The 26,348-nt window shown below is 55.6% G+C and carries 21 protein-coding genes; 15 read left to right on the forward strand and 6 right to left on the reverse strand.

The genetic code is table 11. From position 1 onward, the window contains the following. Window positions 1-157: 157 nt before the first annotated feature. The 7 genes from ACR0EO_RS14840 (at window position 158) to ACR0EO_RS14870 (ending at window position 8,842) form a co-directional block, all read left to right on the forward strand. Window positions 158-2,563 carry an arylsulfatase gene (locus ACR0EO_RS14840; protein WP_480691248.1) on the forward strand — a complete coding sequence of 802 codons (2,406 nt, stop codon included), beginning with the start codon at window positions 158-160 and terminating at the stop codon, window positions 2,561-2,563. 172 nt (window positions 2,564-2,735) lie between these two features. Beyond that, window positions 2,736-3,692, forward strand: a complete 957-nt coding sequence (locus ACR0EO_RS14845; protein ID WP_480691250.1) for a LysR family transcriptional regulator — start codon at window positions 2,736-2,738, stop codon at window positions 3,690-3,692. A gap of 155 nt (window positions 3,693-3,847) precedes the next feature. Next, complete coding sequence (locus ACR0EO_RS14850; RefSeq protein ID WP_480691252.1) at window positions 3,848-4,837, forward strand: threonine ammonia-lyase; 990 nt, start codon at window positions 3,848-3,850, stop codon at window positions 4,835-4,837. 110 nt (window positions 4,838-4,947) lie between these two features. Continuing rightward, window positions 4,948-5,901, forward strand: a complete 954-nt coding sequence (locus ACR0EO_RS14855) for an ornithine cyclodeaminase family protein (RefSeq protein WP_480691254.1) — start codon at window positions 4,948-4,950, stop codon at window positions 5,899-5,901. Window positions 5,902-5,924: 23 nt separating this feature from the next. Beyond that, window positions 5,925-7,052 (forward strand): aminotransferase, encoded by a 1,128-nt coding sequence (locus ACR0EO_RS14860; RefSeq protein WP_480691256.1) that lies wholly within the window; start codon window positions 5,925-5,927, stop codon window positions 7,050-7,052. 11 nt (window positions 7,053-7,063) lie between these two features. Beyond that, window positions 7,064-8,026, forward strand: coding sequence for an ornithine cyclodeaminase family protein (locus tag ACR0EO_RS14865; protein ID WP_480691258.1), 963 nt, complete (start codon window positions 7,064-7,066; stop codon window positions 8,024-8,026). A 582-nt stretch (window positions 8,027-8,608) separates the two neighbouring features. After that, entirely contained in the window at window positions 8,609-8,842 is a 234-nt protein-coding gene (locus ACR0EO_RS14870; protein ID WP_480691260.1) for a hypothetical protein, read from the forward strand. Between the two features lie 155 nt (window positions 8,843-8,997). Here ACR0EO_RS14870 and ACR0EO_RS14875 read toward each other — a convergent pair whose 3' ends face one another. Next, the gene (locus ACR0EO_RS14875; RefSeq protein WP_480691262.1) at window positions 8,998-10,608 is read right to left on the reverse strand and encodes an AMP-binding protein; all 1,611 of its coding nucleotides are present in this window, start codon (window positions 10,606-10,608) and stop codon (window positions 8,998-9,000) included. Window positions 10,609-10,832: 224 nt separating this feature from the next. Here ACR0EO_RS14875 and ACR0EO_RS14880 point away from each other — a divergent pair, with 224 nt between their 5' ends. Continuing rightward, the gene (locus tag ACR0EO_RS14880; RefSeq protein ID WP_480691264.1) at window positions 10,833-11,714 is read left to right on the forward strand and encodes a LysR family transcriptional regulator; all 882 of its coding nucleotides are present in this window, start codon (window positions 10,833-10,835) and stop codon (window positions 11,712-11,714) included. Window positions 11,715-11,788: 74 nt separating this feature from the next. Here the strand turns inward: ACR0EO_RS14880 and ACR0EO_RS14885 are convergent, their stop codons facing one another. From ACR0EO_RS14885 to ACR0EO_RS14895, 3 genes are all read right to left on the reverse strand, one after another. Continuing rightward, on the reverse strand, window positions 11,789-12,568 hold the full coding sequence (locus tag ACR0EO_RS14885) for a carnitinyl-CoA dehydratase (RefSeq protein WP_480691266.1): 780 nt from the start codon (window positions 12,566-12,568) through the stop codon (window positions 11,789-11,791). 3 nt (window positions 12,569-12,571) lie between these two features. After that, window positions 12,572-14,587 (reverse strand): acetate--CoA ligase family protein, encoded by a 2,016-nt coding sequence (locus ACR0EO_RS14890; protein WP_480691267.1) that lies wholly within the window; start codon window positions 14,585-14,587, stop codon window positions 12,572-12,574. Between the two features lie 101 nt (window positions 14,588-14,688). Continuing rightward, window positions 14,689-15,849: an acyl-CoA dehydrogenase family protein gene (locus ACR0EO_RS14895; RefSeq protein WP_480691269.1), complete on the reverse strand. Its 1,161-nt coding sequence runs from the start codon at window positions 15,847-15,849 to the stop codon at window positions 14,689-14,691. A 99-nt stretch (window positions 15,850-15,948) separates the two neighbouring features. Between ACR0EO_RS14895 and ACR0EO_RS14900 the strand changes: the two genes are divergently transcribed. Further along, window positions 15,949-16,866 carry a GlxA family transcriptional regulator gene (locus ACR0EO_RS14900; RefSeq protein ID WP_480691271.1) on the forward strand — a complete coding sequence of 306 codons (918 nt, stop codon included), beginning with the start codon at window positions 15,949-15,951 and terminating at the stop codon, window positions 16,864-16,866. On the opposite strand, the gene ACR0EO_RS14905 is transcribed toward ACR0EO_RS14900, so the two are convergent. Beyond that, window positions 16,867-17,808 carry a GlxA family transcriptional regulator gene (locus ACR0EO_RS14905; protein ID WP_480691273.1) on the reverse strand — a complete coding sequence of 314 codons (942 nt, stop codon included), beginning with the start codon at window positions 17,806-17,808 and terminating at the stop codon, window positions 16,867-16,869. A 114-nt stretch (window positions 17,809-17,922) separates the two neighbouring features. Here ACR0EO_RS14905 and ACR0EO_RS14910 point away from each other — a divergent pair, with 114 nt between their 5' ends. From ACR0EO_RS14910 to ACR0EO_RS14930, 5 genes are all read left to right on the forward strand, one after another. Then, entirely contained in the window at window positions 17,923-19,869 is a 1,947-nt protein-coding gene (locus ACR0EO_RS14910) for an acetoacetate--CoA ligase (RefSeq protein WP_480691275.1), read from the forward strand. A 16-nt stretch (window positions 19,870-19,885) separates the two neighbouring features. Next, a complete protein-coding gene (gene bcoG, locus ACR0EO_RS14915; RefSeq protein WP_480691277.1) occupies window positions 19,886-20,815 on the forward strand; it encodes a 3-dehydrocarnitine:acetyl-CoA trimethylamine transferase BcoG in 930 nt (309 codons plus the stop codon). Beyond that, window positions 20,812-22,242: a carnitine 3-dehydrogenase gene (locus tag ACR0EO_RS14920; RefSeq protein ID WP_480691279.1), complete on the forward strand. Its 1,431-nt coding sequence runs from the start codon at window positions 20,812-20,814 to the stop codon at window positions 22,240-22,242. Before bcoG ends, ACR0EO_RS14920 begins: the two co-directional genes overlap by 4 nt. Window positions 22,243-22,378: 136 nt before the next feature. Continuing rightward, entirely contained in the window at window positions 22,379-24,070 is a 1,692-nt protein-coding gene (locus ACR0EO_RS14925) for a BCCT family transporter (protein ID WP_480691281.1), read from the forward strand. A gap of 193 nt (window positions 24,071-24,263) precedes the next feature. Next, window positions 24,264-25,298 (forward strand): NADP-dependent oxidoreductase, encoded by a 1,035-nt coding sequence (locus ACR0EO_RS14930; RefSeq protein ID WP_480691283.1) that lies wholly within the window; start codon window positions 24,264-24,266, stop codon window positions 25,296-25,298. Window positions 25,299-25,354: 56 nt separating this feature from the next. Here ACR0EO_RS14930 and ACR0EO_RS14935 read toward each other — a convergent pair whose 3' ends face one another. After that, complete coding sequence (locus tag ACR0EO_RS14935; protein WP_480691285.1) at window positions 25,355-25,795, reverse strand: MarR family winged helix-turn-helix transcriptional regulator; 441 nt, start codon at window positions 25,793-25,795, stop codon at window positions 25,355-25,357. Window positions 25,796-25,903: 108 nt separating this feature from the next. On the opposite strand from ACR0EO_RS14935, the gene ACR0EO_RS14940 reads away from it, so the two are divergent. After that, window positions 25,904-26,332 carry an organic hydroperoxide resistance protein gene (locus ACR0EO_RS14940; protein ID WP_480691287.1) on the forward strand — a complete coding sequence of 143 codons (429 nt, stop codon included), beginning with the start codon at window positions 25,904-25,906 and terminating at the stop codon, window positions 26,330-26,332. The last annotated feature ends 16 nt before the right edge of the window (window positions 26,333-26,348 follow it).

Genomic DNA, 26,348 nt, shown 5'->3' on the forward strand with positions numbered 1-26,348 from the left:
TTGTTTGTAAAGAATGGTATTTGGTTGGGCTTTCGATCTGCCCGTTTTTTCAATCAGCGCGATCATCATAGTCGGATGACCAGTTGAATGATCGTTTGAGCATATGAAATTTTCACGGCCGGCCTTTTTTGTCGGTTTATAGCAGGGAACTCAGGTTATGAGATTTATGAGAATATGGGGTGCAGCAGCATCGGTAACGCTGCTGGCCAGTCCGATAGCTGCGCAGGACGTGCCCGATGTCGAAGGTTTTAACGGAAAAATCGAATTGGATGTGCGGGATTCTACCCCGGACTGGACACCGTTTACGCCCAAATATGCGCCCGAAGGAGCCCCTAACGTTCTTTTCGTGCTTTATGACGATACTGGCCTTGGGGCGTGGTCGCCTTATGGCGGTCGGGTCAATATGCCGACGATGGACAAATTAGCCGAGCAGGGCCTGACTTATACGCAATGGCACACAACGGCTCTATGTTCGCCTACGCGTTCCACTTTGTTGACGGGTCGGAACCATCACCTGAACGGAATGGCTTCGATCACGGAAACGGCGGACGGATTTCCCGGAGCGAATGGTCGGCTACCGGATCAAGTGACAACGATCGCCGAGGTTCTTCGTAACAACGGTTATTCGACCTTTTGGCTAGGTAAAAACCATAACGTTCCAGAACAGGATGTAGCCCCCGGCGCGAGCCGTTCGGAATGGCCGACCCAACAAGGCTTTGACCGCTTTTATGGGTTCTTGGGTGGTGAAACCAACAATTGGTATCCCGATCTGGTCGAGGACAACAAATTCATTGAACAACCTTATGGTCCCGAGGACGGATACCATTTGTCCAAAGATCTGGCGGACAAGGCCATTGAGATGCTGCGCGACCAGAACGCGACCAACCCGTCGAAACCTTGGTACATGTGGTTCAATCCCGGTGCCAACCACGCGCCGCACCACGTCGCAGCTGAATGGGCGGACAAATACGACGGCGTCTTTGACGATGGCTATGACAGCTATCGCGAATGGGTGACCAAGCAGATGATCGAAAAGGGAATTCTGCCCGAAGGTACAGTGAATACTGAGCTGAATTTCCTGCCGGACGAGGTTGCCAACCCCGCAGATTACATCCGTCCCTGGGACAGCCTGAATGATCAGGAAAAAGAGCTGTTCTCGCGTATGGCCGAAGTCTATGCCGGGTTCTCGGAATACACCGATACTCAGGTCGGGCGGATCATTGCGTACCTGGATCAGACAGGCCAGCTGGAAAACACAGTCGTCATCTATGCTGCCGACAACGGTGCGTCGGGCGAGGGTACTCCGAACGGTTCGGTGAATGAGAACAAGTTCTTCAACGGGTTCCCCGATGATCTGGACGAAAACCTCAAATACCTCGATACGCTAGGTGGCCCCGATACCTACAACCATTACCCCACGGGATGGGCGGCTGCGTTTTCCGCGCCATTCAAAATGTTCAAGCGCTATTCGAACTACGCGGGCGGGACGAATGACCCCCTCGTTATTTCGTGGCCCGCCGGGATCGAAGCGCGTGGTGAAATTCGACATCAATATCACCACTCGGTTGATATCGTTCCGACGATCCTCGACATCGTAGGTGTCGAGATGCCTGAGGTGAACAAAGGCGTTGCTCAGTATCCGCTGTCCGGAGTTTCGATGGCTTACACTTTTGATGCCGAGCCCGACGCTCCGACGCAGAAAGTGGTTCAGTATTTTACCATGCTCGGAACGCGCGGTATCTGGAAAGACGGCTGGAAGGCAGTCGCAGTTCACGCTCCTTTGTCGGGCAAGGGGAACTTCGACAAGGACGTGTGGGAGCTGTATCACGTCGAAGAAGATCGGTCTGAATCCAACAATTTGGCCGATGAACATCCGGAAAAGCTGGAAGAGTTGATCAACGTTTGGTTCGACGAAGCCAAGAAAAACCTCGTTCTTCCCTTGGATGATCGCAGTGCGGCTGAGTTGTTGACCATCGAGCGCCCTTCTCAGGAAGAACCACGGGATACTTATGTTTACTACCCCAACACCGCACCGGTGCCCGAAGGGGTCGCTGTCAACATTCGCGGTCGCTCATACAAGATCCTGGCAAACGTCGAAGTTGAAGAAGACACTCAAGGCGTGATCTTTGCGCACGGTTCGCGGTTTGGCGGGCATTCTTTGTTCATTAAGGACGGCAAGCTGTACTACGTCTACAACTTCCTTGGCATCCAGCCAGAACAGGTTTTCGAGTCGAATGTCGAGTTGAAGCCCGGAAAGTACACTCTTGGTATGGAGTTCGAAAAAACCGACCAAGGTGAATATGGCGAAGCCTTGGGGACGACCAAGCTCTATATCGATGATCAAGTGGTTGCGCAGGGTGATATGCGTACACAGCCTGCCAAGTTCACCTTGTCGGGTGACGGGCTTTGTGTCGGGTATGACAGCGGCGACGCGGTGAGTTCGTTGTACCAGACACCGGGTGAGTTCAAAGGCGGAACGATTCAGGGCGTCGCGGTTACTGTGTCCGGCGATCCGTACCAGAACCTCGAACTTGAAGCGAAAAGGATCATGAAGCTGCAATAGGTCGGCGGCGTAGCCGTGCTTCGTTGTCAAAGCAAACCGGGCCCCGTTCCTTTAGTGGATCGGGGCCCGTGTTGATTACGTTTTAGCGTCCGCAAGGGTGGTTTTACGGGCGTTCAAACTTTGAAATTTTGGCTGTAGGATCACGACGAAGAAACCCCAAGGTGGTCGCCAAGTGCAGCAAGACGGTCAAAAATCTGAACTTCCCGATGGTCAAGTAGCCACCCGAGCCTCAGTCCAATTGCGCCTACAGGACGCGGACCTGAAACTGTTGCAGGTGTTTGCCCACGTGGTCGAGGCCGGGGGTCTTTCGCCCGCGCAATACGGCCTGAACATGAGCCTCTCGGCCATCAGTGCCGCGATCTCAAACCTGGAAACACGCCTTGGGTTTCGACTGTGCGACCGTGGGCGAGGGGGGTTCCAGCTGACTGAAGGTGGGCACCTTGTCTACGAAGAGTTGCAACCGCTCAGCCAGGCTTTGGGGAATTTCAGCAGGTCGATCAGGGCGTATAATGGTGACATGCACGGTCAGTTCAGCATTGCGATGGATGATGCGATCCTGACCAATATGCACTGCCCGATCTATAGGGCGATCCAGAACTTTGCCGCGCAGGCTCCCGAGATCAGTCTGAACATCACGATTATGAGCGCACCTCAGATGGAGCGCGCCTTGCTCAACAACGAACTGAACATTGCCATCGGTCCGTTCAAGGACGTCTCGACGACGCTCCGGTCGAAAAAAGTCTATGTGGAACAGCAGCTTTTGTGTTGTGGCCGCACGCATCCGGCGTTCGGCGTTCAGGATAGGGCTATGGTTGAGCAATTGGTCGCTGAGGCAAGGTTTTCTGGCCGCAGCTATGCTGACAGAGGAAAGACTGAAACGCCCAGACTTTTCTCTTCGACGGCAACAACAACCACGGCCGAGGCGATGCTGGGTATGATCCTGAGCGGTTTGTATCTGGGGTATATGCCCCGGCATGCCTGCGAGCCCTGGATCGAGCGCGGTGAACTGCAATCTCTGTTGCCCGAAGTCTATGCCTACGAAACCGATATCAAGCTGATCAGCCGCAAGGATCATAGCGACAAACGCGTAGAGTTGTTTCTGAGAACACTCGCTGAATTGCAGGACTGATTTGGGTTACTTCGGCTTAGCAGTAGTTCACTTCTGAAAAAGCTGATTTTAACTTGCGTAGAACCTACCCATTATGCCGGGATTACTCACGGGGCAAACGTTGTGGCGACAGCGGATAACGGACTGCACCTTATTCACTGAACAGGAGCTTTGGCATGACCTCGCCCAGCAAATATGTCTCTTTGCAAGAAATCATGTGCGCACGGTCACGGATTGCCCCGATTATCCGCAAGACACCTTTGGTGTTCTCCGAAAGCTTGTCGGAACGGGCAGGGTTCGAAATCTGGCTGAAGTTGGAGAACATGCAGGTCACCGGCAGTTTCAAACTGCGTGGGGCTTCGAACCGTATCCTTCAGCTCACCGATGAGGAGAAAGCCCGCGGGATCATGGCCGTGTCCAGCGGTAATCACGGGCGCGCGGTGGCCTATCTGGCCAAACGTCTTGGTGTGAAGGCGCGAGTGGTTGTCTGCTCGCTGTGTCCAGAGAACAAGCGGCAGGCGATGCGCGGCTATGGGGCTGAGGTTATCGTTCATGGGGACACGCAGGATGAGGCTCAGGCCTACGCCGATCAGTTGATCGAGGAGAACGGTTACACTTGGGCTGATCCCTTTGATGATCTCCGCGTTATTGCAGGGCAGGGGACCATAGCGCTGGAAGCGCTGACCGATTTGCCCGACGCGGATTTGATCATGTCGCCTTTATCCGGGGGCGGTTTGCTGTCTGGCATTGCGTTGGCGTCCAAATCGATCTCGCCTGATATCAAGGTTGTCGGATCGTCGATGGAGATCGAACCGGGCATGGTCCGCAGTCTTGAAGCGGGCAAGCCAGTGCATGTTGACGAATACCCCAGCCTCGCTAGTAGCATTACAGGTGCGATCGGTTTGCGGAACCAATACACCTTTCCGATCATCCGCGACTTCATGGACAAGGCTGTCCTGGTTTCAGAAGAAGAGCTTGCCCCGGAAATGGCGCGTTTCGCGAATACCGAGGGCATGATCATTGAGGGCGGCTCAGTCACAGCAGTCATCGCCGCATTGTCGCCAGAGGTACGTGAGATGGACCCCAAACGCGCCATCGTGGTCATCAGTGGACGGAATGTCGGCTTATCGACCTTCCAATCCGCGATCGGCCAGATTGACGCCTAACAACCGGGGCTTTGTCCCACAGCAGTCTTGGCCTTCTACAGGGCCAGGATCATGCTAAACCCAAAGATCTTCAATACCCGCTGCGTCGGTTTCACAACGGAGTTCCCAATATGACCGCCACCCCGCAATCCGCCCTCGTACTCGACGTGGCCGCCGTTAAATCTCTTCTGCCCACCGTGGACGCCTTGGGGGCGATGCGTGCGCTGTTCACCGAGCTGGGGCGCGGACAGGCTGTGCAGCCCTCGCAAACTCTGACGCTGTTTCCTGAGGACAAAGGTGACTTCATCACCTATCTGGGCGCAAGCACCGGAGCCGATCTGTTTGGCGCCAAACTGTCCCCTTATTTGGTGAAGCCCGGTAAGCCGATCATCACCGCTTGGACCGTTCTAATGTCGATGGAAACCGGCCAGCCGTTGATGTTGTGCGACTCTGGCGAACTGACCACCGAGCGCACGGCTGCCACGACTGCTCTGGCCGTTGATCATCTGGCGCGCAAAGAAGCGGGCGTTTTGGCAATCATCGGCTCGGGCAAGGTCGCGCAAGCCCATCTGAAACATGTTCTAGCCCTTCGGGATTGGCAGGAAATACGTGTTTATTCGCCAAGTCTGGGTGCCAACGCTGAAGTAGCTGCACAGTGGCGCGATGCAGACGCACGCGTACAGATTGTCGACAGTGCCGAGGCCGCAGGGGCAAGCGCGGACGTTGTCATGCTTTGCACCTCTTCCGGGACGCCAGTTTTTGACGCTGCTTCGGTCGCGCCAGGTGCGTTGGTCACCTCGATCAGCACCAACGTTGCCAACGCGCACGAAGTCGATCCAACTTTCCTGAACGACGCTGAAGTCTACTGCGACTACCGTGCGACCACACCTGCATCGGCGGGTGAGATGAAACTGGCGGCCGAGGCTGGATGGTCGCCGAACGCCATCCTTGGGGATCTGGCCGAATTGCAGACCGAAACCTGCGACAAGCCCTCGGGTAGCAAGCCTGTGTTCTTCCGCTCAATCGGCTTGGGGCTGGAAGACATCTTCATGGCCCGCGCCGTCTATGACGCGGCTTCGGCGTAACTGAGACTGTAGGAGTAAGACCCATGGACATCAGACCTTTCGGCGTCGAAATGTGGATGAACGAGTTTGAAACCAAGTGCGACCTCAACCTGGCGGAAACCTGCGTTGAATCGATTACTCTGGGAGAGCTGTTTGAAATGGCTGGCCAGCACAACAGCATACTTAACGATCTGTCCGCTATGAAAATGACCTATGGCGCGATCGAAGGGTCTGACCGTCTGCGCGACGCGGTCAGCAGTCTTTACGAGAACCAAACCCGCGACAATATCCTCACAACCCACGGAACCATCGGCGCAAACTCACTTGTGCATCAGACACTGGTCTCGCGCGGCGATCACGTGATTTCCGTGATCCCGACCTATCAGCAACACTACTCGATCCCTGAGAGCATTGGCGCTGAGATTGAGTTGTTGCATCTGCGCCCCGAAAACGACTTCCTGCCTGATTTGGACGAGCTGCGCGCGATGGTCCGGTCTGACACGCGTCTGATCGCAATCAACAACCCGAACAACCCGACCGGAGCCCTGATGGATCGGGCCATGTTGGAACAGATCGTCGAAATCGCGCGAAGTGTGGATGCGTGGTTGTTGTGTGACGAAGTCTATCGCGGCACCGATCAGACTGGTGGTGGTTTCACGGCCGCAGTCGTTGACCTCTATGAGAAGGGGATCAGCACGGCTGGGGTGTCCAAAGCGTACTCTCTGGCTGGTCTGCGTGTTGGCTGGATCGCCGGGCCGAAAGATATGTTGCACGACGTCATGATCCACCGCGACTACAACACGATCTCAGTCGGGCAAGTTGATGAACTGTTGGCTGCAATGGCGCTAGAAAACCGGGACAAGATTTTGGCCCGGGCTCAAAGAATTACCCGTGAGAACCTGCAGATTGTAAAAGACTGGATCGAGAATGAACCTTTGATCAGTTGGGTAATGCCGAAATCGGGTACAACCGCTCTTTTGAAATACGACTTGCCAATGTCGTCTCGTGATCTGTGTGTGACACTGTTGAAGGAAGAAGGCGTTATGCTGACCCCTGGCAGCGCTATGGACATGGAAGGCTGGCTGCGCCTCGGCTACACCAATCCGACTGCCGACCTTAAGGCAGGTCTCGCCAAGTTCTCGGGCTTCCTCGCCCGTCACGCTGGTCAATAGAGAACGGGCCGATGATCGAACTGGACAAGTCACAGATACAACAGCTGTTCGATTTTCCCACGGCTGTCGAGGCGGTGCGGGCAGCATATATCGCGGCCGCACAGGGCAGGGTTCAGGCCCCGCCCGTCACCTATTTAGGTTTCCCTGATGCAGATGGTGACTGTCACGTAAAGTCCGGTCACATCGCGGGTGACAGTGCTTTTGTCATCAAGATCGCTACGGGGTTTTACAATAACCCATCCAAGGGTTTGCCGAGCTCCAATGGGATGAACCTTGTTCTGTCCGCCGAAACAGGCAAACCCTTGGCATTTCTTCAGGACGAAGGCTGGTTGACAGACATCCGAACCGGTATCGGTGGAGCGCTGGCGACCCACGCGCTGGCGGTTGATGGGTTCGATCGTGTTCTCATCGTGGGAACTGGGCTACAGGCGCGACATCAGGCGCAATGCTTGCAACAATTGTTCCTAGATCGTCGTTTGTCCTTCATGATCTGGGGGCGAAATTCGGAACAGGCCGGTATTACAGCACGTGAACTGGAAAGCGGTGGGTTAGACGCACAGCCCTCGGATGATTTGTCTAAGTCGTGTTCACTTGCGCAGGTGGTCATAACGACCACCCCTTCTAAGGCACCATTGATCAAGCGTGAATGGGTACGCCCCGGAACGCACATAACAGCAGTCGGCGCGGATTGTCCCGGAAAACAAGAGCTCGACGCTGAGCTGTGTGCCCAAGCAAGTCTTTTGGTTTGTGATTCACCCGAGCAATCCCTGGATCATGGCGAGTTCCAAACCTTGTCCAACGCATCACGAATTACCTCTTCGGATGTGGTTACTTTGGGTGATATTCTCTCACTTGCGCATCCGGGTCGTCAGTCCGATACAGAAGTCACTGTCGCTGATCTTACGGGCCTGGCGGCACAGGACGTTGCGATTTCACTAGCGGTGCTTGATCGCAGACAAGCTTCGGATAGCTGATATTTTTTGATCGCGGTTACCAATTATTGGGATCGTACCCGCTGACCTCTGGAGTGGTGGGAACAGAGGTCAGCGGGGAGCTCATTAAGGCTAAGTCAGCGAGGGGGGTCTGACTAACTCTGCCAGATGGCTCATTCCGTTGCAGCACAGTTCTGATTTTCAGTCATGCTGCTCTGCGAAACTGCTACTTTTTCTGTAAGATTATTGTTTTTGCTTTATTTTGTTCGTCTTGGGCCTGCCTTGATAACTAGAACGCAATAGAATTTGTGGGTCTCAGTTGTCATGCGCTGCAGCTGAAGAAAGTAAACAGATTGACTTACGTTTAGTCTTGGTATCAGCTAAAGTAAACAGAATAATTTCCCTTAATAATGAGCACACTGCACCTCTCCGTTTTCCCTGACCTGGCCAAAGGTCGGAAGTTGGCGTTCGGGTGATTCCAAACGGTGCCGCGGGAGGCTGCTAATCGGCTAAATCATCCACGAATTAAGGTTCATCCAAGGATGGAGGGCTGGGGTGATTTGATCCCGGCGGCTGATGCCGGGCAAAAGACTTTGCCGCGAGGGCACGATTAGACCACGCTTGGTGAAAGATCCGGTCCGAGAAAACGGGCAGGATGTGCGTTCTTTGGTGAAAACGTTCGCGCCGTGCCCACTGACGCTGGATTTGGTGCCGATCATCTTGGACGATGTCCGGATCAGCAACTTGTCATTGACTGCACCAGCGAAGGTTAGAAAAGAGGCGTTGTTTGGTAAGGCTCAATTGGGTGACATGAAAGTTCACGCGCAAAGCAAGCTGGATAAAGTCAACTGGTTCTAGGAGATGTCCCCGTAGAACTTGCGGTCACCCCCGGGGTCTTTGCTTGAAATCAAAATGGTGCAGAAGGGCATTGGCACCGCATTATGTTGATGAAGTGAGGCGCGCGATTTAAGCTTACTCAAGCGCGCGCATCATTTTGTAATCAAACCGATTTCTTAGACCCGCTCTCTCAACTGAAACTTTTGGATTTTACCGGTTGAGGTCTTGGGCAAGTCCGTAAAGACGACCGCTTTGGGGGTTTTGAAGCCCGCCAGATGCTCTCTGCAAAAGCTGATGATCTCTTCGGCCTGCACGTCATGCCCCGGGCGTAGCTCGATAAAGGCGCAGGGAACTTCTCCCCATTTGGGATCCGGTTTGGCAACTACTGCAGCAGCTTGAACGGATGGGTGACGGTACAGGACGGCCTCGACTTCAACTGACGAGATGTTCTCACCGCCGGATATTATCACGTCCTTGAGACGATCTCGGATTTGCATATAGCCGTCTGGGTTCACAACGGCAGCATCTCCGGACCAGAAGTTGCCTCCTTTGAACGCCTCTGCCGTAGCATCCGCATCCTTGTAATAGCCCTTCATAACTGTGTTGCCGCGAATGGCGATTTCGCCTTGCGTTTCGCCGTCTCGGGGTACGGATTTTCCGGTGTCGCGGTCTACTACGTCCACGGCTTCGACCATTGGAAAGGCAATTCCTTGTTGCGCTTGCAATCGAGCTTGTTCCGCAGGGCTTTCGTTGTCCCAGCCGTCTTGCCAAAGACACTGCGATATATGGCCATATGTTTCGGTCAAGCCGTAGACCTGCATGACATCCAGCCCCATGGCTTTTGTCTTTTCAAGCACCGAAGGCGGAGGCGGCGCACCTGCCGTCATTACCTTGATGGGTGGATCAAACGGAGCACTAGTGCCCGTTTCGACCTCGGCCAGCATTTGCAGGACAATAGGTGCAGCGCCCAGATGGGTTACGCCATGTTCGTGAATGGCCGCTATGATCTTGTCGGCAGCTGGTGTGCGCGTGAAAACCATTGTGCCGCCCAGCAGGGCCATCACCCAAGGATGCCCCCATCCATTGCAATGAAACATTGGTACAACGGACAGATAGACCGGATGATTTGGCATCTGCCAAGCCGCCACCGTCCCCAATGCCATCAGATACGCGCCGCGGTGATGATACACGACTCCTTTAGGATGCCCGGATGTGCCAGATGTGTAATTGAGCGCAATAGCGTCCCATTCGTCATCGGGCAGAGACGGAGTGGTATCGACAGTCTCACCGTTCAGCAGGTCGGCGTAATCATGTCCCCCAAGTGTTTCGCCTGCAACGGCACTCGGATCGGTGATTTCAACTACCGGGATCTTCCGGCCAAGCCGCGCAAATGCCTTGGATAACAGGGGGGCTAGTTCCCGATCGACAATCACCAGTTTGGTGTCGGCATGATCCAGGATGTATGCGATCGTCTCGGGTTCCAGCCGTGTGTTCAGCGTGTTCAAAACGGCTCCGGTCAGGGGCACGGCAAAGTGAAGCTCGAACAACTCGGGAATATTTGGGCAGAGCACGGATACCGTATCGCCCTTGGCTATACCCAATCCCGCTAATCCCCGAGCCACTACATGGGATCGCCTTACGACTTCGGACCAATCGCGACGCAGGTCTCCATACGCAACGGCCGTTTGCGAGCCGTAGAGTGCAGCGGCGCGGTTTAGGAAAGACAATGGGGATAGCGGAACAAAGTTGGCCGCTGTTTGCCCTAACGCATCAAAGTGAAACTGCATGGTCAATCCTCCCCATTCTTACCATGTACAGAGTCGCCGCGCCGATTGGCTGCGCGTAACGCGACAAACCGAATGGTTTGAACGCGAAAGGTATTCAAAAATTTTAGATTTCCCGTAGCCAAATTGGTCCTCCCAAACCGCAAGCTGCACACAATTTTGCTGTCTTATCAGAAATTATTTTCTACAATACTCGGAAAAATCTGAGCAAGAGATAGAATTTTTCGATGGATGACAACCTCCCGACACTCAAGGGCCTGAAGGCATTCGAAAAAGTGTACCGACACGGCAGTTATACGTTGGCCGCCAAAGAACTGAACGTCCAGCAACCGGCCATCAGTTATCAGATCAAACAGCTTGAGCAGGATTTGGAAGTTGTCCTTTTCGACAAAACACATGGGCGTCTGACACCGACCCCTGAAGCAACGGACCTGTACGAGGCGGTCTCGAATGCATTTCGCGGTATTCGCACAGCAGCAGCCCGAATTCGCGCCAGAGATGACGGTAGCGCGTTCTCCATCGCGACTTATCCCGGGATTGGAACGTATTGGCTGTCTTCAAGAATTCCAGAGCTGTCCTCGAAATTGGGCACTCGGGTCAAGCTGGTCACTTTGGTCAAGGACGTCGATCTTTTACAGGAAAACGTGGATTGCTGGATATTGTTCGGACGGGGCCAATGGCCGGGATACGAAGCGCGCAAACTGATAGACGAGGCCGTTTGTCCGGTCGCATCACCCAGTCTTATCGAACGCCATCGACGTTCTGATGGCAGTATTGATGTGTCCGAAATGACCTTGATTGAACAGGAAGACCCCGAGAAACGCTGGCTAGGATGGCAGGCGTGGCGCGATGGCGCTGGTGAGGATTGGGAGTTGTCGAGAGACCGGTTGGTTGTCAATGATCACGGTATGGCCTTGCATCTCGCACTGAGCGGTGCGGGCGTGGCACTTGGATGGACGGGTATCATCAAAGACCTGATCAAGGGCAAAAGCCTCGTCCCAATGTCTAACCAGTTTTCAAGATCGGATTTTGGGTATTGGGTTCTTGGACGCGACGGTTTTTGGGACGCCGGACCCGGTCAGGCCCTCGTGGGTGTACTCCAAAAGTAATGCACCCAAATGGCAATTCCCGGCCTTGGCGGCCAGGAATGCTTGTCTTTTGTCGGCTTACGCCGGAAACGGATTTATTTTCCTTTCCAAACGGGATCGCGTTTTTCAGCAAAGGCGCGCGCACCTTCCAACTGGTCTTCACTGGCATAAAGAACATCCACAGTGCGCAGCTGGCGCTTGGTGATGCGGTTCATGGCGTCCTGGAACTTGCTGTCTTCGGCGTCGCGTACGACCTCTTTGATCGCGGCGTAGACCAGCGGCGGGCCTGATGCGAGCAGACGGGCCAGTTCCCACGCGCGGTCCATCAGTTGATCGGCAGTGACGATTTCGTTGACCAGACCCCAGCGGTTGGCCTCCTCAGCGTCAAACCACCGACCGGTCAGCAGCAGTTCCATCGCGATGTGATAGGGGATGCGCTTGGGCAGCTTTACGCTGGCCGCATCGGCCACCGTTCCCGAGCGAATTTCCGGCAGCGCGAAAGTGGCGTGTTCCGCCGCGATGATCATGTCAGCCGAGATCGCCAGTTCTAGCCCGCCACCACAGGCGATACCGTTCACGGCAGCAATCACCGGTTTGTTCAGATCGCGAAGTTCCTGCAGGCCGCCAAAGCCTCCGACACCATAATCGCCATCGACCGCATCGCCGTCTGCGGCCGCTTTCAGGTCCCAACCGGGGCAGAAGAATTTTTCACCGGCGCCGGTCAGGATAGCTACGCGCAGTTCGGGATCGTCGCGGAACTCGGCAAAAACTTCGCCCATTCTGCGACTGGTCGCAAGGTCGATGGCGTTGGCTTTGGGCCGGTCCAGCGTCACTTCGAGGATCGCGCCTTCGCGGCGGGTTTTGATCGGGTCCATATCTCAGGCCTTTCTGATGAGAGCATCCACAGCAACGGCCTTGTCAGGCGTGCAGAGGAGCGGGTTAATTTCGACCTCGCCAAGCGTGTCGGCATTTTGCATGACATAAGCCTGAACGGCCTCAACCGCGGCAATGATTGCATCCATATCAGCGGCTGGTTGGCCCCGATAGCCCGCCAGCAGCGGCGCGATCTTCAGTTTGCCAAGCGCGGAACGGATATCGTCGGGCGAGCTGGGCACCAGTAGCGATGCGGTATCGCGCAGCACTTCGGTCAGAACGCCGCCTGCGCCTAGCGTCAACACAAAGCCATGCGCTGGGTCACGGACAACGCCGACCAGCAATTCGGCGACAGTTCCGGTGATCATCTCTTCAACAAGAATCTCGTTGGTTCCGATATCTTTGGCAACATTTGCCACGTCTTCAGTCTTTACGCCCAGTCGAACGGCAGAATGCTCGGATTTATGGGCAAGGCCAACGCCTTTGACGGCGAATGGGGCCTCCATTTCCTGCGCCGCCGCGCAGGCCTGATCTGCACCACTGACCGTGCGGTTTTGCGGGATGCGCAGACCACAATCGGCCAGCGCCTGTTTGGATTCGCCTTCGGTCAGGGTCCGGTTGGCTTCGGCGGTGCCGGGTAACCAGACTGGGTGCGGTGAAGGCGCCGAAATTTGGGCCGCGGCGAGAGTGGCAGCAAGTGCTTCGCCTAATCCCATGAAGGGCACTACGCCTCCGTCCATGAGTTCTTGCGCCACAACTTCAGGGAGGAGTTCAGGCAGTGTCGCGGCAATTGCGAACCGCGCTCCGGTGTCTGCGCGTACTTTCATCGCCGCGCGTGAGGCACAGATCCAGTCGGTTGCGTCGGTTGTTGGATAGTCGACGATTGAGAAGGTCAGATCGATATCTTCGCCCGTCATGCCGGCCCAGGCTTTTGCCATCGCCTCTTCATCGCGCCAGATATAAGTGTGATAATCCAGAGGGTTGTTCAGTGCGACCATCGGGCCGAGCGCATCACGCAGGTGCGCTTTCTTGTCGTCAGTCAGGCGCGGAAAGGTCAGGCCTGTGCCCACGGCCATATCTGCAATCAGACTAGCTTCGCCACCTGAACAACTGATCGACGCGATGTTGCTGCCCGGCAGCGGACCATAGCAATGCAGTAGTTTCAGCGTTTCCAAAAAATCGGGCAACGCGGACAAGCGGGGGATACCAAGGCGTTCCAACAACGCCTGCGCACCAGCGTCGCTACCGGCCAGAGATGCTGTGTGCGAAACGGTTGCTGCTTGTGCTTGTTCGGATGCACCGACTTTCAAAGCGACCAACGGGATGCCCTTGTCATGCGCTTTTGCGGCCAGTGCTTCCCATTCGCGGATGTCTTTGAACCCCTCGATATGCAGGCCGACCGCTGTCACACGCGGATCGTCGATCAGAGCTGAGGCGATCTCGGCCTGGCTGGTCTGCGCCATGTTCCCGCAAGTCACCATATAGGCAATTGGCAGGCCGCGCTTCTGCATGGTCAGGTTGATCGAGATGTTCGAGCTTTGCGTCAGGATCGCAACGCCCTTTTCAACCGGGGTCGCTCCGTGTTGGTCCGGCCACAGCAGTGCTCCGTCCAAAGCATTAATGAAGCCATAACAGTTAGGCCCCAGAATTGGCATATCACCGGCGGCCGCGATCAACTGTTCTTGCAGATCTCCGCCGGCATCATCTTCGGCTAGGGCTTCGGAAAAACCTGATGCAAAGCAAACCGCGCCGCCTGCGCCCATGCTGGACAGGATATGAACCGCTTCGATCGTAGCATGCCGGTTGATGCCTATGAACACTGCGTCAGGTGCTTCGGGCAGGTCTTCAAGGTGACCAAAAACTTTGTGGCCCGCGATTTCGGTTGCCTTAGGGTGAACCGGCCAGATCTGACCGGCATAGCCCATGCGTTCTGATTGCAGAATAACCTGTTGGCACCAGGCGCCGCCTCCAATGACGGCAATGGTTTTCGGGCGCAGCAGCCGGTTGAGATCTTTGTTCATCGACGGTCCTGATCGTGTCGTTAGTGGTATACAACGGTGAACGGGCCCTGGCAGGGTGAGAGCGTTTGATGCCAGAGCCCGCTCACCGCAGTAGCGTGGTCTTACGCGCCGAGGGGGCGCAGAAGATCGCGGCTGATGATGTGGCGCTGAATTTCGCTGGTACCATCCCAGATGCGTTCAACACGAGCGTCACGCCAGAAGCGTTCGATCGGGAAATCATCCATCAGGCCCATGCCACCGTAGATCTGCAGTGTCGCGTCGGTGACGCGCGCCAGCATTTCTGAGGCGTACAGCTTGGCCGAGGCAATCTCGCGGTTCGACGGCAGGTTCTCGTCCAGACGCCACGCAGCGGACAGGGTCAGCCAATCGGCGGCGTCGATTTCGGTGATCATGTCGGCAATCTGGAACCCAATGCCTTGGAACTTGCCGATGGGCTGACCAAATTGCTTGCGCTCGGCGGCATAGTTCAGCGCGTAATCAAAACAGCGGCGCGCACGACCAACCGAGAAGGCCGCAACCGTCAAACGCGTGGCGTAAAGCCATTCGTTCATCACGGCAAAGCCGCCATCAACTTCGCCCAGAACCTGCGCGTCGGGCAGGCGGCAGTTGTCGAAATACAGGATGTAGTTCTTGTAGCCCTTGTGGCTCACCGAGTTGTAGCCCTCGCGCACCTCAAAACCGGGCGTGCCGCGATCCACCAGGAAGGTGGTGATGCGCTTTTTGGGGCCTTTCGGGGTCTCATCCACGCCGGTGGCGATGAAGACGATGAAGAAATCCGCATGCTCAGCGCCCGAAATGAAGTGCTTTGATCCGTTAACGACCCAGTCTCCACCGTCGCGGACGGCCTGACATTTCATGCCGCGCACGTCGGATCCTGCGTCTGGTTCGGTCATTGCCAGCGCGTCCATTTTTTCACCACGCACGGCAGGCAACAGGTAACGTTCACGCTGTTCGTCGTTACAGGCCATGAGAATGTTCTGAGGACGGCCAAAGAAGTGTGTTAGAGCCATCGAACCACGGCCCAGTTCGCGCTCGACCAGAGTGAAATCGAAGTGCGAAAGACCGGCGCCACCAACTTCTTCGGGGAAGTTACAAGCGTAAAAACCAAGGTCGATGCACTTTTGCTTTATTTGCTCGCCAAGCTCGTGGGGGACTTGGCCGGTGCGTTCTACCTCGGCCTCATGTGGGTAGATTTCGTTTTCGACAAAGCTGCGAACTGTCGAAACGATCATTTCCTGTTCTTCAGACAGACCAAACTGCATAGCGCGTGTTCCTTAGATAGGTGATTGACGAAGGAAACGGCATTGCGCATTTTTACGAAATGCAGAATTAGCCCGAGATCGTGCAAAGTTGGAAAAATTTTGACCCGGCAATACAACATTCTACTGTTCGACGGATTTTCGAACCATTGCCTCGCCAATATGGTCGAGCCACTGCGTGCGGCGAACACCCTATCTCGGCAGACTCTGTATGCTTGGCGATTCTGTTCGATCGACGGCGGGGTTGTGAAAAGCTCTAGCGGACTTGCTGTCACCCCGAATGGTGCTCTGGGTGACCAACGTGGTGACGTATTGGTTGTCATGCCGTCCTATGGCTATCTCAAGCTGGACAGCCGCGAGACCATTCGTGCGGTATTGTCGGCTGCGGGAAAACATGCGCAGTTAGCCGGTCTGGATACCGGAAGTTGGCTGCTGGCGAGGGCCGGGTTGCTAGATGATCACCGCGCGACAATTCACTGGGATGAGCTCTCCCGTTTTGAAGAAGCTTTTCCCGGAGTAAACGCGGTGCGCGAGCGGTTTGTCATAGACGGCAACCGTTTGACTAGTAGCGGGGCGATGGCGGCGTTTGATCTTGCTTCGGCCCTAATTCGTCGGGACCATGGGCCGTTGTTGTCTATGGAGGTCGCACATCTGTTGATGAGCCGCGGGGGTGCGGATCACTATGCTTTGCCATTGAAGTCCGAGGATACACTCGTCAATCGTGCATTGACCGTCATGCAGGGGAACCTTGAGACCCCGTTGTCGATTAAAGATGTTGCACGAAAAATCGGGTGCTCACAAAAACGGATTGAGATGCGCGTTCAGGCTGAGTTGAAAACAACGCCGCAAGCACTGTACCGCCGTTTGCGCCTAAATCTGGCGCGCACATTGTCGGAAGAGACCGAGCAGTCCATCGCAGAAATCGCCGGACGCTGTGGTTATGAAAACGCCAGCGCGATGACACGGGCGTTCAAGGCCGAGTTTGGGCAAACGCCAACGGCGTTTCGAAACGGCACGTAATTACGGTCGGAAGGTGCTGATCGGTTTTCCGAATTCTTTGGTGAACGAACGGCCAAGGGCAGATGCACAAGAAAAGCCGCATCTGAGGGCAATTTGTTCAAGGCTCAGTCGTGTTTCCTGCGCCAAGTAGCGGGCATGTTGTAGGCGGTAAAGCTTGTAATACTTCCCGGTCGTCATCCCGAGTTCCTCGGCAAAGGCTCGGCTTAAGCTGCGCTCAGAAATTGAGACCCGATCTGCAAGTTCAAAGGTTGTCAGCGGGTTCTCTACGTTTTCGGCTATAACGTTCAGTGCCTCTAGAAGTTTCGGCGAGCCTCTGTCGCGCAGTCGTTGAGAGCCGCGGTTAAGCTCATTCTGGCGCGCAGGATCATAGATGAACATGTTTGACGCATCAAAGGCTGCTGCAGGACCGAAAAGGTTCTGAATAAGGTCTAGTATTAACTCCAGCGAGGTGCTGGCTCCGCCGCAGGTCATGAAAGACCCCGACTGAACGAACCGAGCGTTCGAGACCTCGATCTTAGGGAATGTCTCTTGAAAGGCGTCCAGTTCCTGCCAGTGAATTGTGGCTTCGTGACCGTCCAGCAGACCACTCTCTGCCAGTATCCAGGCGGCTGTATCTAATGCCAACACACGCCGCGCAGCACGTGCTGCTTGCCGAATTGCCGTGACCAAGGACCTGCTTACTTGTTGTCGCACTCGATACCCCGCAACGATCACAAGAGTTCCATTGGTATCGCCCGGATCGAATGGCCGGTTTGGAGTTACTTGTATCCCACTCGAACTCTCGACTGGCACGCCATCAAGCGTAGTGATCTCCCATTCGAGACTGGCAAACATCGCCCGCATTTTGACATCGCGGAGAGGTTCCAAGGCGCTGGCCAGAACCATGTTGGAAAATCCGTCCAGCAGCAGGAATTCGAATTTTTCATGGGAAAATGACGACAAAAGTATTCCTCCTGACGAAAATTGTATCGAACCCGCCAGATTTTTGAAAGTAGCTTCGCGCAACTTCGTCGCCTGCCGACTCTCAACTTTCGCCGATTGGGGGCCTGTTTCACCATGTTGGACACCGACCTGCTCTGGACACCTAGTGCCGAGAAAATCGCACAGGCTCGCCTTGCTGCGTTCCAGACAGCCGCAGCTGATCATGCCGGGGCATCTTTCGCCAGCCATGCCGATCTGCATCGTTGGTCCGTGGATCATGCGGACGAGTTCTGGCGCCTGGCGTGGGATTTTTGCGGTCTGGTTGGCGAGTCCGGGGGCACGGCTCTGATTGGTGACGCGGATCCCCTGAATGTCCGGTTTTTTCCAGACGCGCAGCTGAACATTGTCGAAACCTTCCTGAAGAACCCAGACGATAGAGATGCGATTGTCTTTTATGGTGAAGATGGCCGCCGCATGCGGTGGAGCCGTGCCGAGTTAAAGCGTGAAGTCGAGCGTCTGGCGGCCGCCCTGAAAGTTGCAGGAATTGTTGCCGGCGATCATGTCGTTGGATTTGTGCCAAACATGCCGCAGACCGTGGCAGCCATGCTGGCCACAGCCTCGCTGGGTGCCGTGTGGTCGTCTTGTGCGCCTGAAAGCGGGCCGGACGTGGTCGTGGACCGCTTTGGCCAGATCGCACCCAAGCTGATGTTCGCGGCAGATGGCTATTTCTACAACGGCAAGGTCTTCGATACCCGCGAGGCCATCGCAAATGTCGCCTCGCGCGTGCCTGCGATCGAGCAGATCGTTGTCTGGCCTCACGCTCAGGACGGGTCCGATTTGCCCGAGGGGATGACCTCGTATGACAGTTTCATACCAGTGGATGCCCCGTCTCTGGAATGTCGTCCGATGGGATTTCGTGATCCGCTCTACGTGATGTTCTCGTCCGGCACGACCGGTAAGCCTAAGTGCATCGAGCATTCAGGGGGCGGCACGCTGTTGCGCATGCTGGTTGAGCAACAGCTGCACTGTGATCTGCAGGCTGGCGACCGGATGTTCTACTACACCACTTGCAACTGGATGATGTGGAACTGGCAGGTTGCCGCGCTTGCCTCTGAGGCAACGGTCATCCTGTTTGACGGTAATCCGGCCCATCCGGGCATTTCCCGCCTGTTTGATCTGGTCGAGGCAGAGCGGGTCACTCATTTCGGGATCTCAGCAAAATTCATTGATGCCGCGCAAAAACGCGGTGTGCGGCCGGTCGACAGTCACTCTCTTTCCTTCCTTCGTGTTGTGCTGTCGACCGGTTCCCCTTTGTCCCCGGACGGGTTCGACTATGTTTATCGGGACTGGAAGACCGATGTTCAGTTAGCCTCGATCTGTGGCGGCACGGATATTCTGGGCTGCTTCATTGGCGGATGCCCGACGTTGCCCGTTCACAAGGGTGAGATTCAGGCCCCGATGCTGGGTTTGGACGTTGCAACACTGGATGCTGACGGCAATCCGGTAACAGGCGTTGCCGGAGAATTGGTGTGCCGCAATGCTCACCCTTCGATGCCGACGCGGTTCCTGAACGATCCCGGTCAGGCGCGCTATCGTTCCAGTTACTTCGAAACCTACCCGAACATCTGGCGCCAAGGTGATTTTACTGTCCAGAGCGGGAATGGCGGCTATGTGGTTCTGGGCCGTTCGGATGCGACGCTAAACCCCGGAGGCATTCGGATCGGTACGGCCGAGATTTACCGTCAGCTTGATAAGATCGAACAGGTCGAAGACTCGGTCGTAGTTGGCCAAAATATCAACAACGATGTGCGTGTCGTCCTGTTCGTGACGACCCCTGAAGACGTTTTGCTGGATGGTGCTCTGGTCTCGAGGATCAAGTCCGAGATTCGTACCAACGCGTCGCCACGGCACGTTCCGGCAAAGATAATCAAAGTCGCCGAAATCCCGCGTACAAAGTCCGGCAAGACCGCCGAGTTGGCCGTACGGGATGCCGTGAACAACCAACCTATCCGTGACCTGACCGGGCTGATCAATCCCGGTGCGCTGTCGCAATTCACGGATCACCCTGACCTTAAATGCTGATCGAAGGATACCAATCATGCCTCTCGCAATGAATCGCGAAGTTTTCATCACCTGCGCTGTTACCGGTTCGGGCGGTACTCAGGATAAATCTCCGCATGTTCCGCGCTCGCCCGAGCAAATCGCAAACTCGGCCATCGACGCGGCCAAAGCGGGTGCCGCCGTAGTGCACTGCCACGTGCGCGATCCTGAAACCGGTGCGCCGTCGCGCGATCTGGGCCTGTATCGTGAGCTGACCGACCGTGTTCGTGACGCCGAGGTGGACGTGGTTCTGAACCTAACCGCCGGCATGGGCGGTGATATCGTGTTCGGCTCGACCGAGAACCCGTTCCCGGTAAACGAGGCAGCGACTGATATGATCGGCGCGACCGAGCGGGTGGCGCACATCGCTGAATGCCTGCCCGAGATCTGCACCTTGGACTGCGGCACCATGAACTTTGCCGAGGCCGACTACGTCATGACCAACACCCCCGGCATGCTGCGGGCGATGGGTCAGATGATGACCGACCTGGGCGTGAAGCCGGAAATCGAAGCGTTCGACACCGGCCACCTGTGGTTCGCAAAGCAGCTGGTGAAAGAAGGTATCCTAGAGCCCAACGCGCTTGTTCAGCTGTGCATGGGCGTGCCGTGGGGTGCCCCGAACGACATCAACACCTTTATGGCGATGGTCAACAATGTGCCGTCCGATTGGACGTGGTCGGCCTTCTCGCTGGGCCGTGATCAAATGCCTTATGCCGCGCAGTCGGTTCTGGCAGGCGGTAACGTCCGCGTCGGTCTGGAAGACAACTTGTTCCTGGACAAGGGCGTTCTGGCCACCAACGCACAGTTGGTTGAGCGCGCCGTGACTGTGATCGAGAACATGGGCGCCAAGATCATCGGACCCGAGGCCGTTCGCGAAAAGCTGGGCCTGACCAAGCGCGCACCCGTTGCAAATGGTGTCGCAGCATGAGTGCCACACTAAAAGCAACTATCGTCGGCGGTGGCGTAATCGGCGGGGGCTGGGTTGCCCGGTTCCTTCTGAACGGCTGGAACGTATCGGTTTTTGACCCGGACCCCGAAGCGGAACGTAAGATCGGCGAAGTGCTGGCCAACGCGCGCCGCGCCCTGCCTGCGCTCTACGACAAGGCGATGCCTACCGAAGGCACTCTTACCTTTCATGACGACATGGGTGAGGCACTGGCCGGTGCCGCATGGGTTCAGGAAAGTGTGCCTGAACGTCTGGACCTGAAGCATAAAATCCATGCGCAGATCGACGAACTGACACCCGCAGATGCGGTGATCGGATCCTCGACCTCGGGGTTCAAACCGTCCGAATTGAACGAGCACGGCGGTCGTGTTGTCGTTGCGCACCCGTTCAACCCTGTATACCTGCTGCCGCTGGTCGAACTGGTTGGTGACGCGGACACCTGCGCTAAGGCGTCGGACGTTCTGCGCTCGATCGGGATGTACCCGCTGACAGTCCGTAAAGAGATCGATGCCCATATCGGCGACCGTCTGCTGGAAGCTGTCTGGCGCGAAGGTCTGTGGCTGATCAAAGACGGGATCTGCACTACCGAAGAGTTGGACGAAGTCATCCGCATGGGCTTTGGCCTGCGTTGGGCGCAGATGGGTCTGTTCGAGACCTACAGGATCGCCGGGGGCGAGGCGGGCATGAAGCATTTCATGGCGCAGTTTGGCCCGGCTTTGCAGTGGCCATGGACCAAGCTAATGGATGTGCCCGAATTCACCGATGAACTGGTTGACCTGATTGCCGGGCAGTCGGATGCGCAATCCGGCCACATGTCGATCCGCGAGCTTGAACGTCTGCGTGACGACAACCTAATCGGCATGATGCGCGCATTAAAGAAAACCAACAGCGGCGCTGGTGGCGTCCTTAACGCGCACGAAGCAACCCTGCCTGAGCCTTCGGTCGAGGATTTGCCCGTCACTGTAGATCGCGCGATCCCCCAAAGCTGGACGGACTATAACGGTCATATGAACGAAGCCCATTACCTCGAGGCTTCTGCGCAGGCGACTGACCGGTTCATGGAGATGATCGGCGCAGATGCCGATTATGTCGCAGCGGGGAATAGTTATTTTACGGTCGAAAACCATATGCAGTTTCTGGACGAGCTGCACGCAGGAGATCGGCTAAAAGTCACCACGCACGTACTGCGCGGCGACGGCAAAAAGATGCAACTGTTCCACCGACTTTATGGCGACAAAGGCCAACTTGCAGCGACTGTTGAAACGATGCTGATCCACATGGATCTGAACGCGCGCAAGACGTCACTGCCAACCGAAGCTGTGGCCGAAAAACTCGCTGCCTTTACCCAAGAACACGCCAAGTTGTCCGCACCCCAAGGGGTCGGCCGCCATGTGGGGCAAAGGGGCTGAAAACGCATGTGTCGCCTCTACCTCTCCCCGATTTAGAGGCGGCAACTACTGGCGGGTCGACCTGTAAGGGCTTCGATCCGCCATTTTTGGGGACGTAATCGAAACAACATCTGAATTTTCGGATAGGGAGGAAAATATGTCGGATGACAACAACAATTCCCACTTGGTGGCACAGAGCGGTTTCTTTACCGGTCTCCACCCGGGAATGAGCATTGCTGCCAAGGGCATGATTGCGGCTTTCGTAATCTTCACGGTTATGAACGTCGAGTTCGCCGGTGGATTGTACAAGTCCATCCGCAGCTGGATCGAAAACGGCCTGAGTTTCTACTACATCACGCTGTTTTCCATCGGGATTTTCATCTGCTTCTGGCTGATGTTCTCAAAACACGGGAACATCCGTCTGGGTGATGACGATTCACGTCCTGAATTCAGCAACTTCAGCTGGTTTGCGATGCTATTTTCGGCAGGGATCGGGATTGGCATTCTGTTTTTTGGTGTGGCCGAGCCAATCTTCTACTTCGATAATTCAGAAGCTTGGGGATACCCAAACAACCCGCACGCGGACCTGCAGGGTCACACTGAGATGAACATGCAGCGCGCCGTGGATGCGATGCGCGTGACTTTCTTCCACTGGGGGTTTCATGGCTGGGCGTTCTATGTCCTCGTCGGTCTTAGCCTTGCCTATTTCGGCTTTCGTAAGAAACTGCCGCTGACAATGCGCTCTGCGCTTTATCCGGTACTGGGCGAGCGTATCTATGGGCCTTGGGGTCACGCAGTTGATCTGCTGGCGGTGTTTGGTTCGGTCTTCGGTATTGCAACCTCTCTGGGCCTGGGGTCCAGCCAAATGGTTGCAGGCTTGAATGTTCTGTTCGGGATCGAGCCGTCTTTGGCTTTGCAGATCGGGCTGATCGTTCTCGTTAGCATCATTGCAATCGTGTCGACGGTATCGGGTGTAGGCAAAGGTATCCGGATGATTTCCGAATGGAACATTTGGCTGTCGGCTGTCCTCTTGGCGCTATTCGTATTCGCCGGACCATTCCAGTGGCTCATGGGGTTCTTCGTGACGTCGATGGGTGACTACCTGTGGAACTTCATCCCGATGGGTTTCTGGACTGCCACTTCAGAAGAGAATGTTGCATGGCAAGGTGGCTGGACCATCTTCTACTGGGGGTGGTGGATTGCTTGGGCTCCTATGGTTGGCATGTTCATCGCGCGGATTTCGCGGGGACGTACCATTCGTGAGTTCATGCTGGGTGTTCTTTTCGTCCCAACTGCGATTGTGTTCTTCTGGCTTTGCATGTTCGGTGGCAACGCGATCTGGCAAGAGCTGCACATGGCCGGTGGCCCGGGCGCCGAGGGCGGTGCCGGCGTCATCCAAACAGTGCGCAATTGGGATCTGCCTGCGGCGCTCTACGGCACGATCGGCAACTTGGGGGCGACCTCTTGGATGGGTGACATGGACTGGCTCGGCTGGCCAATGTCCGCCTTGGCGACACTGTTGCTTTTCTCTTGGTTCGTGACGTCAGCGGACTCGGGCACGCTGGTTATCACGACCATGCTGTCCATGGGCGATGACAACCCGCCTAAAAAGTTCCGCATCATTTGGGGAACAGGGATAGGCGCCACGGCTATTGCGCTGCTGATGGCTGGTGGACTTGGGGCACTACAAACCGCTTCGATCGCCGCAGCCTTCCCAATCTCGTTTGTCTTGATCGCAATGGTCTGGGGCCTGATCAAATCCTTGAACGAGGATCCGTCGGCCACTCCATTGTCAGTACAGACAACGGCAACCGACGGAACGCGCATGACGCAGGACCTTCACGCCTGATTTCATGTCAAAGCTGAAGCACAGAACACCGGGCAAGAGATTGTCCGGTGTTTTTCTTTTCCGCGGTTTCGCGCTCCGGGGTGGAAATGCCGCAAGGTCCTGAATATCTCGGTTGCAATTCGTGGCATATAAGCGCACGAATTCGATCCCCGAATAAGCCTATCGGAACAACCGCATTCTAAGGACCTTACACATGCCGCAATCCACCGAGATTAACCGTCAGATCGTCTTGAATGAACGTCCCCAGGGCGAGCCGGATTCCAACACACTACGTATGGACGAGACTGAAGTTCCTACACCCGGTCCGAATGAAATGCTGGTCCGTACCGTTTACTTGTCGTTGGACCCGTACATGCGTGGTCGCATGAACGATGCCAAATCTTATGCCGAGCCAGTAGCTATTGGCGGTGTGATGACAGCACAGGTTGTTGGACAGGTCGTTTCGTCCAACTTGGATGGCTACGAGGCCGGCGACTACGTTCTGTCTGGTAGTGGATGGCAGGATTACGCAGTGTCGGATGGGACCGAAGTCATAAACTTGGGTAAGGATCCGCAAAACCCTTCTTGGGCGCTTGGGATTCTGGGGATGCCGGGCTACACCGCCTATGCTGGTTTGTTGAAAATTGGCGAACCCAAGCCAGGAGAAACCGTGGTTGTCGCTGCCGCAGCGGGTCCCGTCGGAGCGACTGTAGGGCAGATCGCCAAGCTAAAGGGGTGCCGCGTTGTAGGTGTCGCGGGTGGGGCCGAGAAATGTGCGCACATCGTTGAAAATCTCGGATTTGACGCCTGCATTGACCATCGGGCTCCGGACTTTGCTGAGCAACTAAAGAGCGCTTGCCCCGACGGCATCGATGTTTATTTCGAAAATGTCGGCGGCAAGGTGCTGTACGCCGTTCTGCCTCTGCTCAATCCGTTTGCACGCATGCCCGTTTGTGGGGTTGTTGCATGGTACAATCTTCCGGGTCTTCCGGAAGGTCCGGACATGGGGCCAGTTATCATGGGCACCTTGCTGCGCATGAAGGTCAAGATGCAGGGCTTTATCATTTTCGATAGCTTCACACGTGACGTCTATGAGGAGTTCCGCCGCGATATGATGGGTTGGATTCAGGACGGCTCGATCAAGTACAAAGAGCACATGGTTGAAGGGTTGGAGAACGCTCCGGCGGCGTTGAACCAGTTGTTGAACGGCGGCAATTTCGGAAAAATGGTTGTCAACGTAGGCGCATAGGTCGCCGAGACTAGATCAACTGCATCCCTGGCATTTTTCGTGCCGGGGATGCATTCTTATGACGCGCCGGATCGCAAACGCTCGGCCAGTTCAAATATCTGATCGCGTAGTTCGGCCAGGTTGATTTCATTCTCACCCGCAGCACGACTAATACAAAGGCCGATCTCATATGCCTTGGCTTCAAGATTTCGTCCTTTGGTGGTCAATGAGATCGTAACGCTTCGCTCGTCACTTGGATTGCGTACGCGCTTCAACAGCTCTGAACTCTCCATGCGTTTCAGCAGGGGCGTAAGAGTATTGCTTTCTAAAGCCAGTGAATCGCCCAACTCGCTGACTGAGCGTTCGTCCTTCTCCCACAGTGCAAGCAACACAAGGTATTGTGGGTAGGTCAGTCCGAGCTCGGCCAGCATCGGACGATACAGGCGACCCATTGCGTTGTTCGCAGAATATAGCGCGAAGCATAATTGTTGGTTCAATGGCAGGGCGTGATTTGTCATGAATACAACTTAAGTCGTGCGCGATTATATCGCAAGGTATTGACGCCGGAGCTTGGGTATACTAAATAGTCGTGCACGATTTAATCGCACACGAAATAGGAGCGCGAAATGACTGTATCCCCCATTTACACCGCCCACGGTACGGCAACCGGTGGTCGCGACGGCAAAGGCACGATTGAAGGTTCTGATGTGGTTCTGAACCTAGCCACTCCGACAGAGATGGGCGGCAACGGAAAAGGGAATAACCCCGAGCAGCTGTTCGCCGTTGGCTATTCTGCCTGCTATATCGGCGCGATGCAGTTCGCGTCTTCGCAGGATAGCAGCTTGCCTAAGGTTCCTGGCGACGTGAAAGTTGAGGCGGCTGTCGGCATTGGTCCGCGTGATGCTGGCGGGTTTGGACTTACTGTATCGCTGAAAGTCACTCTGCCTGGCGTGGAACAGGCAGATGCCGAGCGCCTTACAGAAGAAGCTCATAAAATTTGCCCCTATTCGAACGCGGTTCGGGGCAATGTGGATGTTCAGACCGAGATTGCCTGAAGCCTGAAAAAAATAC

The sequence above is a fragment of the Ruegeria sp. BE9 genome (assembly GCF_056538765.1).

Coding starts and splice junctions, on each gene's coding strand:
- ACR0EO_RS14840 (WP_480691248.1), top strand. CDS start 158: ATGAGATTTATGAGAATATGGGGTGCAGCAGCATCGGTAACGCTGCTG.
- ACR0EO_RS14850 (WP_480691252.1), top strand. CDS start 3,848: ATGACCTCGCCCAGCAAATATGTCTCTTTGCAAGAAATCATGTGCGCA.
- ACR0EO_RS14855 (WP_480691254.1), top strand. CDS start 4,948: ATGACCGCCACCCCGCAATCCGCCCTCGTACTCGACGTGGCCGCCGTT.
- ACR0EO_RS14860 (WP_480691256.1), top strand. CDS start 5,925: ATGGACATCAGACCTTTCGGCGTCGAAATGTGGATGAACGAGTTTGAA.
- ACR0EO_RS14865 (WP_480691258.1), top strand. CDS start 7,064: ATGATCGAACTGGACAAGTCACAGATACAACAGCTGTTCGATTTTCCC.
- ACR0EO_RS14875 (WP_480691262.1), bottom strand. CDS start 10,608: ATGCAGTTTCACTTTGATGCGTTAGGGCAAACAGCGGCCAACTTTGTT.
- ACR0EO_RS14880 (WP_480691264.1), top strand. CDS start 10,833: ATGGATGACAACCTCCCGACACTCAAGGGCCTGAAGGCATTCGAAAAA.
- ACR0EO_RS14885 (WP_480691266.1), bottom strand. CDS start 12,568: ATGGACCCGATCAAAACCCGCCGCGAAGGCGCGATCCTCGAAGTGACG.
- ACR0EO_RS14890 (WP_480691267.1), bottom strand. CDS start 14,587: ATGAACAAAGATCTCAACCGGCTGCTGCGCCCGAAAACCATTGCCGTC.
- ACR0EO_RS14895 (WP_480691269.1), bottom strand. CDS start 15,849: ATGCAGTTTGGTCTGTCTGAAGAACAGGAAATGATCGTTTCGACAGTT.
- ACR0EO_RS14910 (WP_480691275.1), top strand. CDS start 17,923: ATGTTGGACACCGACCTGCTCTGGACACCTAGTGCCGAGAAAATCGCA.
- bcoG (WP_480691277.1), top strand. CDS start 19,886: ATGCCTCTCGCAATGAATCGCGAAGTTTTCATCACCTGCGCTGTTACC.
- ACR0EO_RS14920 (WP_480691279.1), top strand. CDS start 20,812: ATGAGTGCCACACTAAAAGCAACTATCGTCGGCGGTGGCGTAATCGGC.
- ACR0EO_RS14925 (WP_480691281.1), top strand. CDS start 22,379: ATGTCGGATGACAACAACAATTCCCACTTGGTGGCACAGAGCGGTTTC.
- ACR0EO_RS14930 (WP_480691283.1), top strand. CDS start 24,264: ATGCCGCAATCCACCGAGATTAACCGTCAGATCGTCTTGAATGAACGT.
- ACR0EO_RS14935 (WP_480691285.1), bottom strand. CDS start 25,795: ATGACAAATCACGCCCTGCCATTGAACCAACAATTATGCTTCGCGCTA.
- ACR0EO_RS14940 (WP_480691287.1), top strand. CDS start 25,904: ATGACTGTATCCCCCATTTACACCGCCCACGGTACGGCAACCGGTGGT.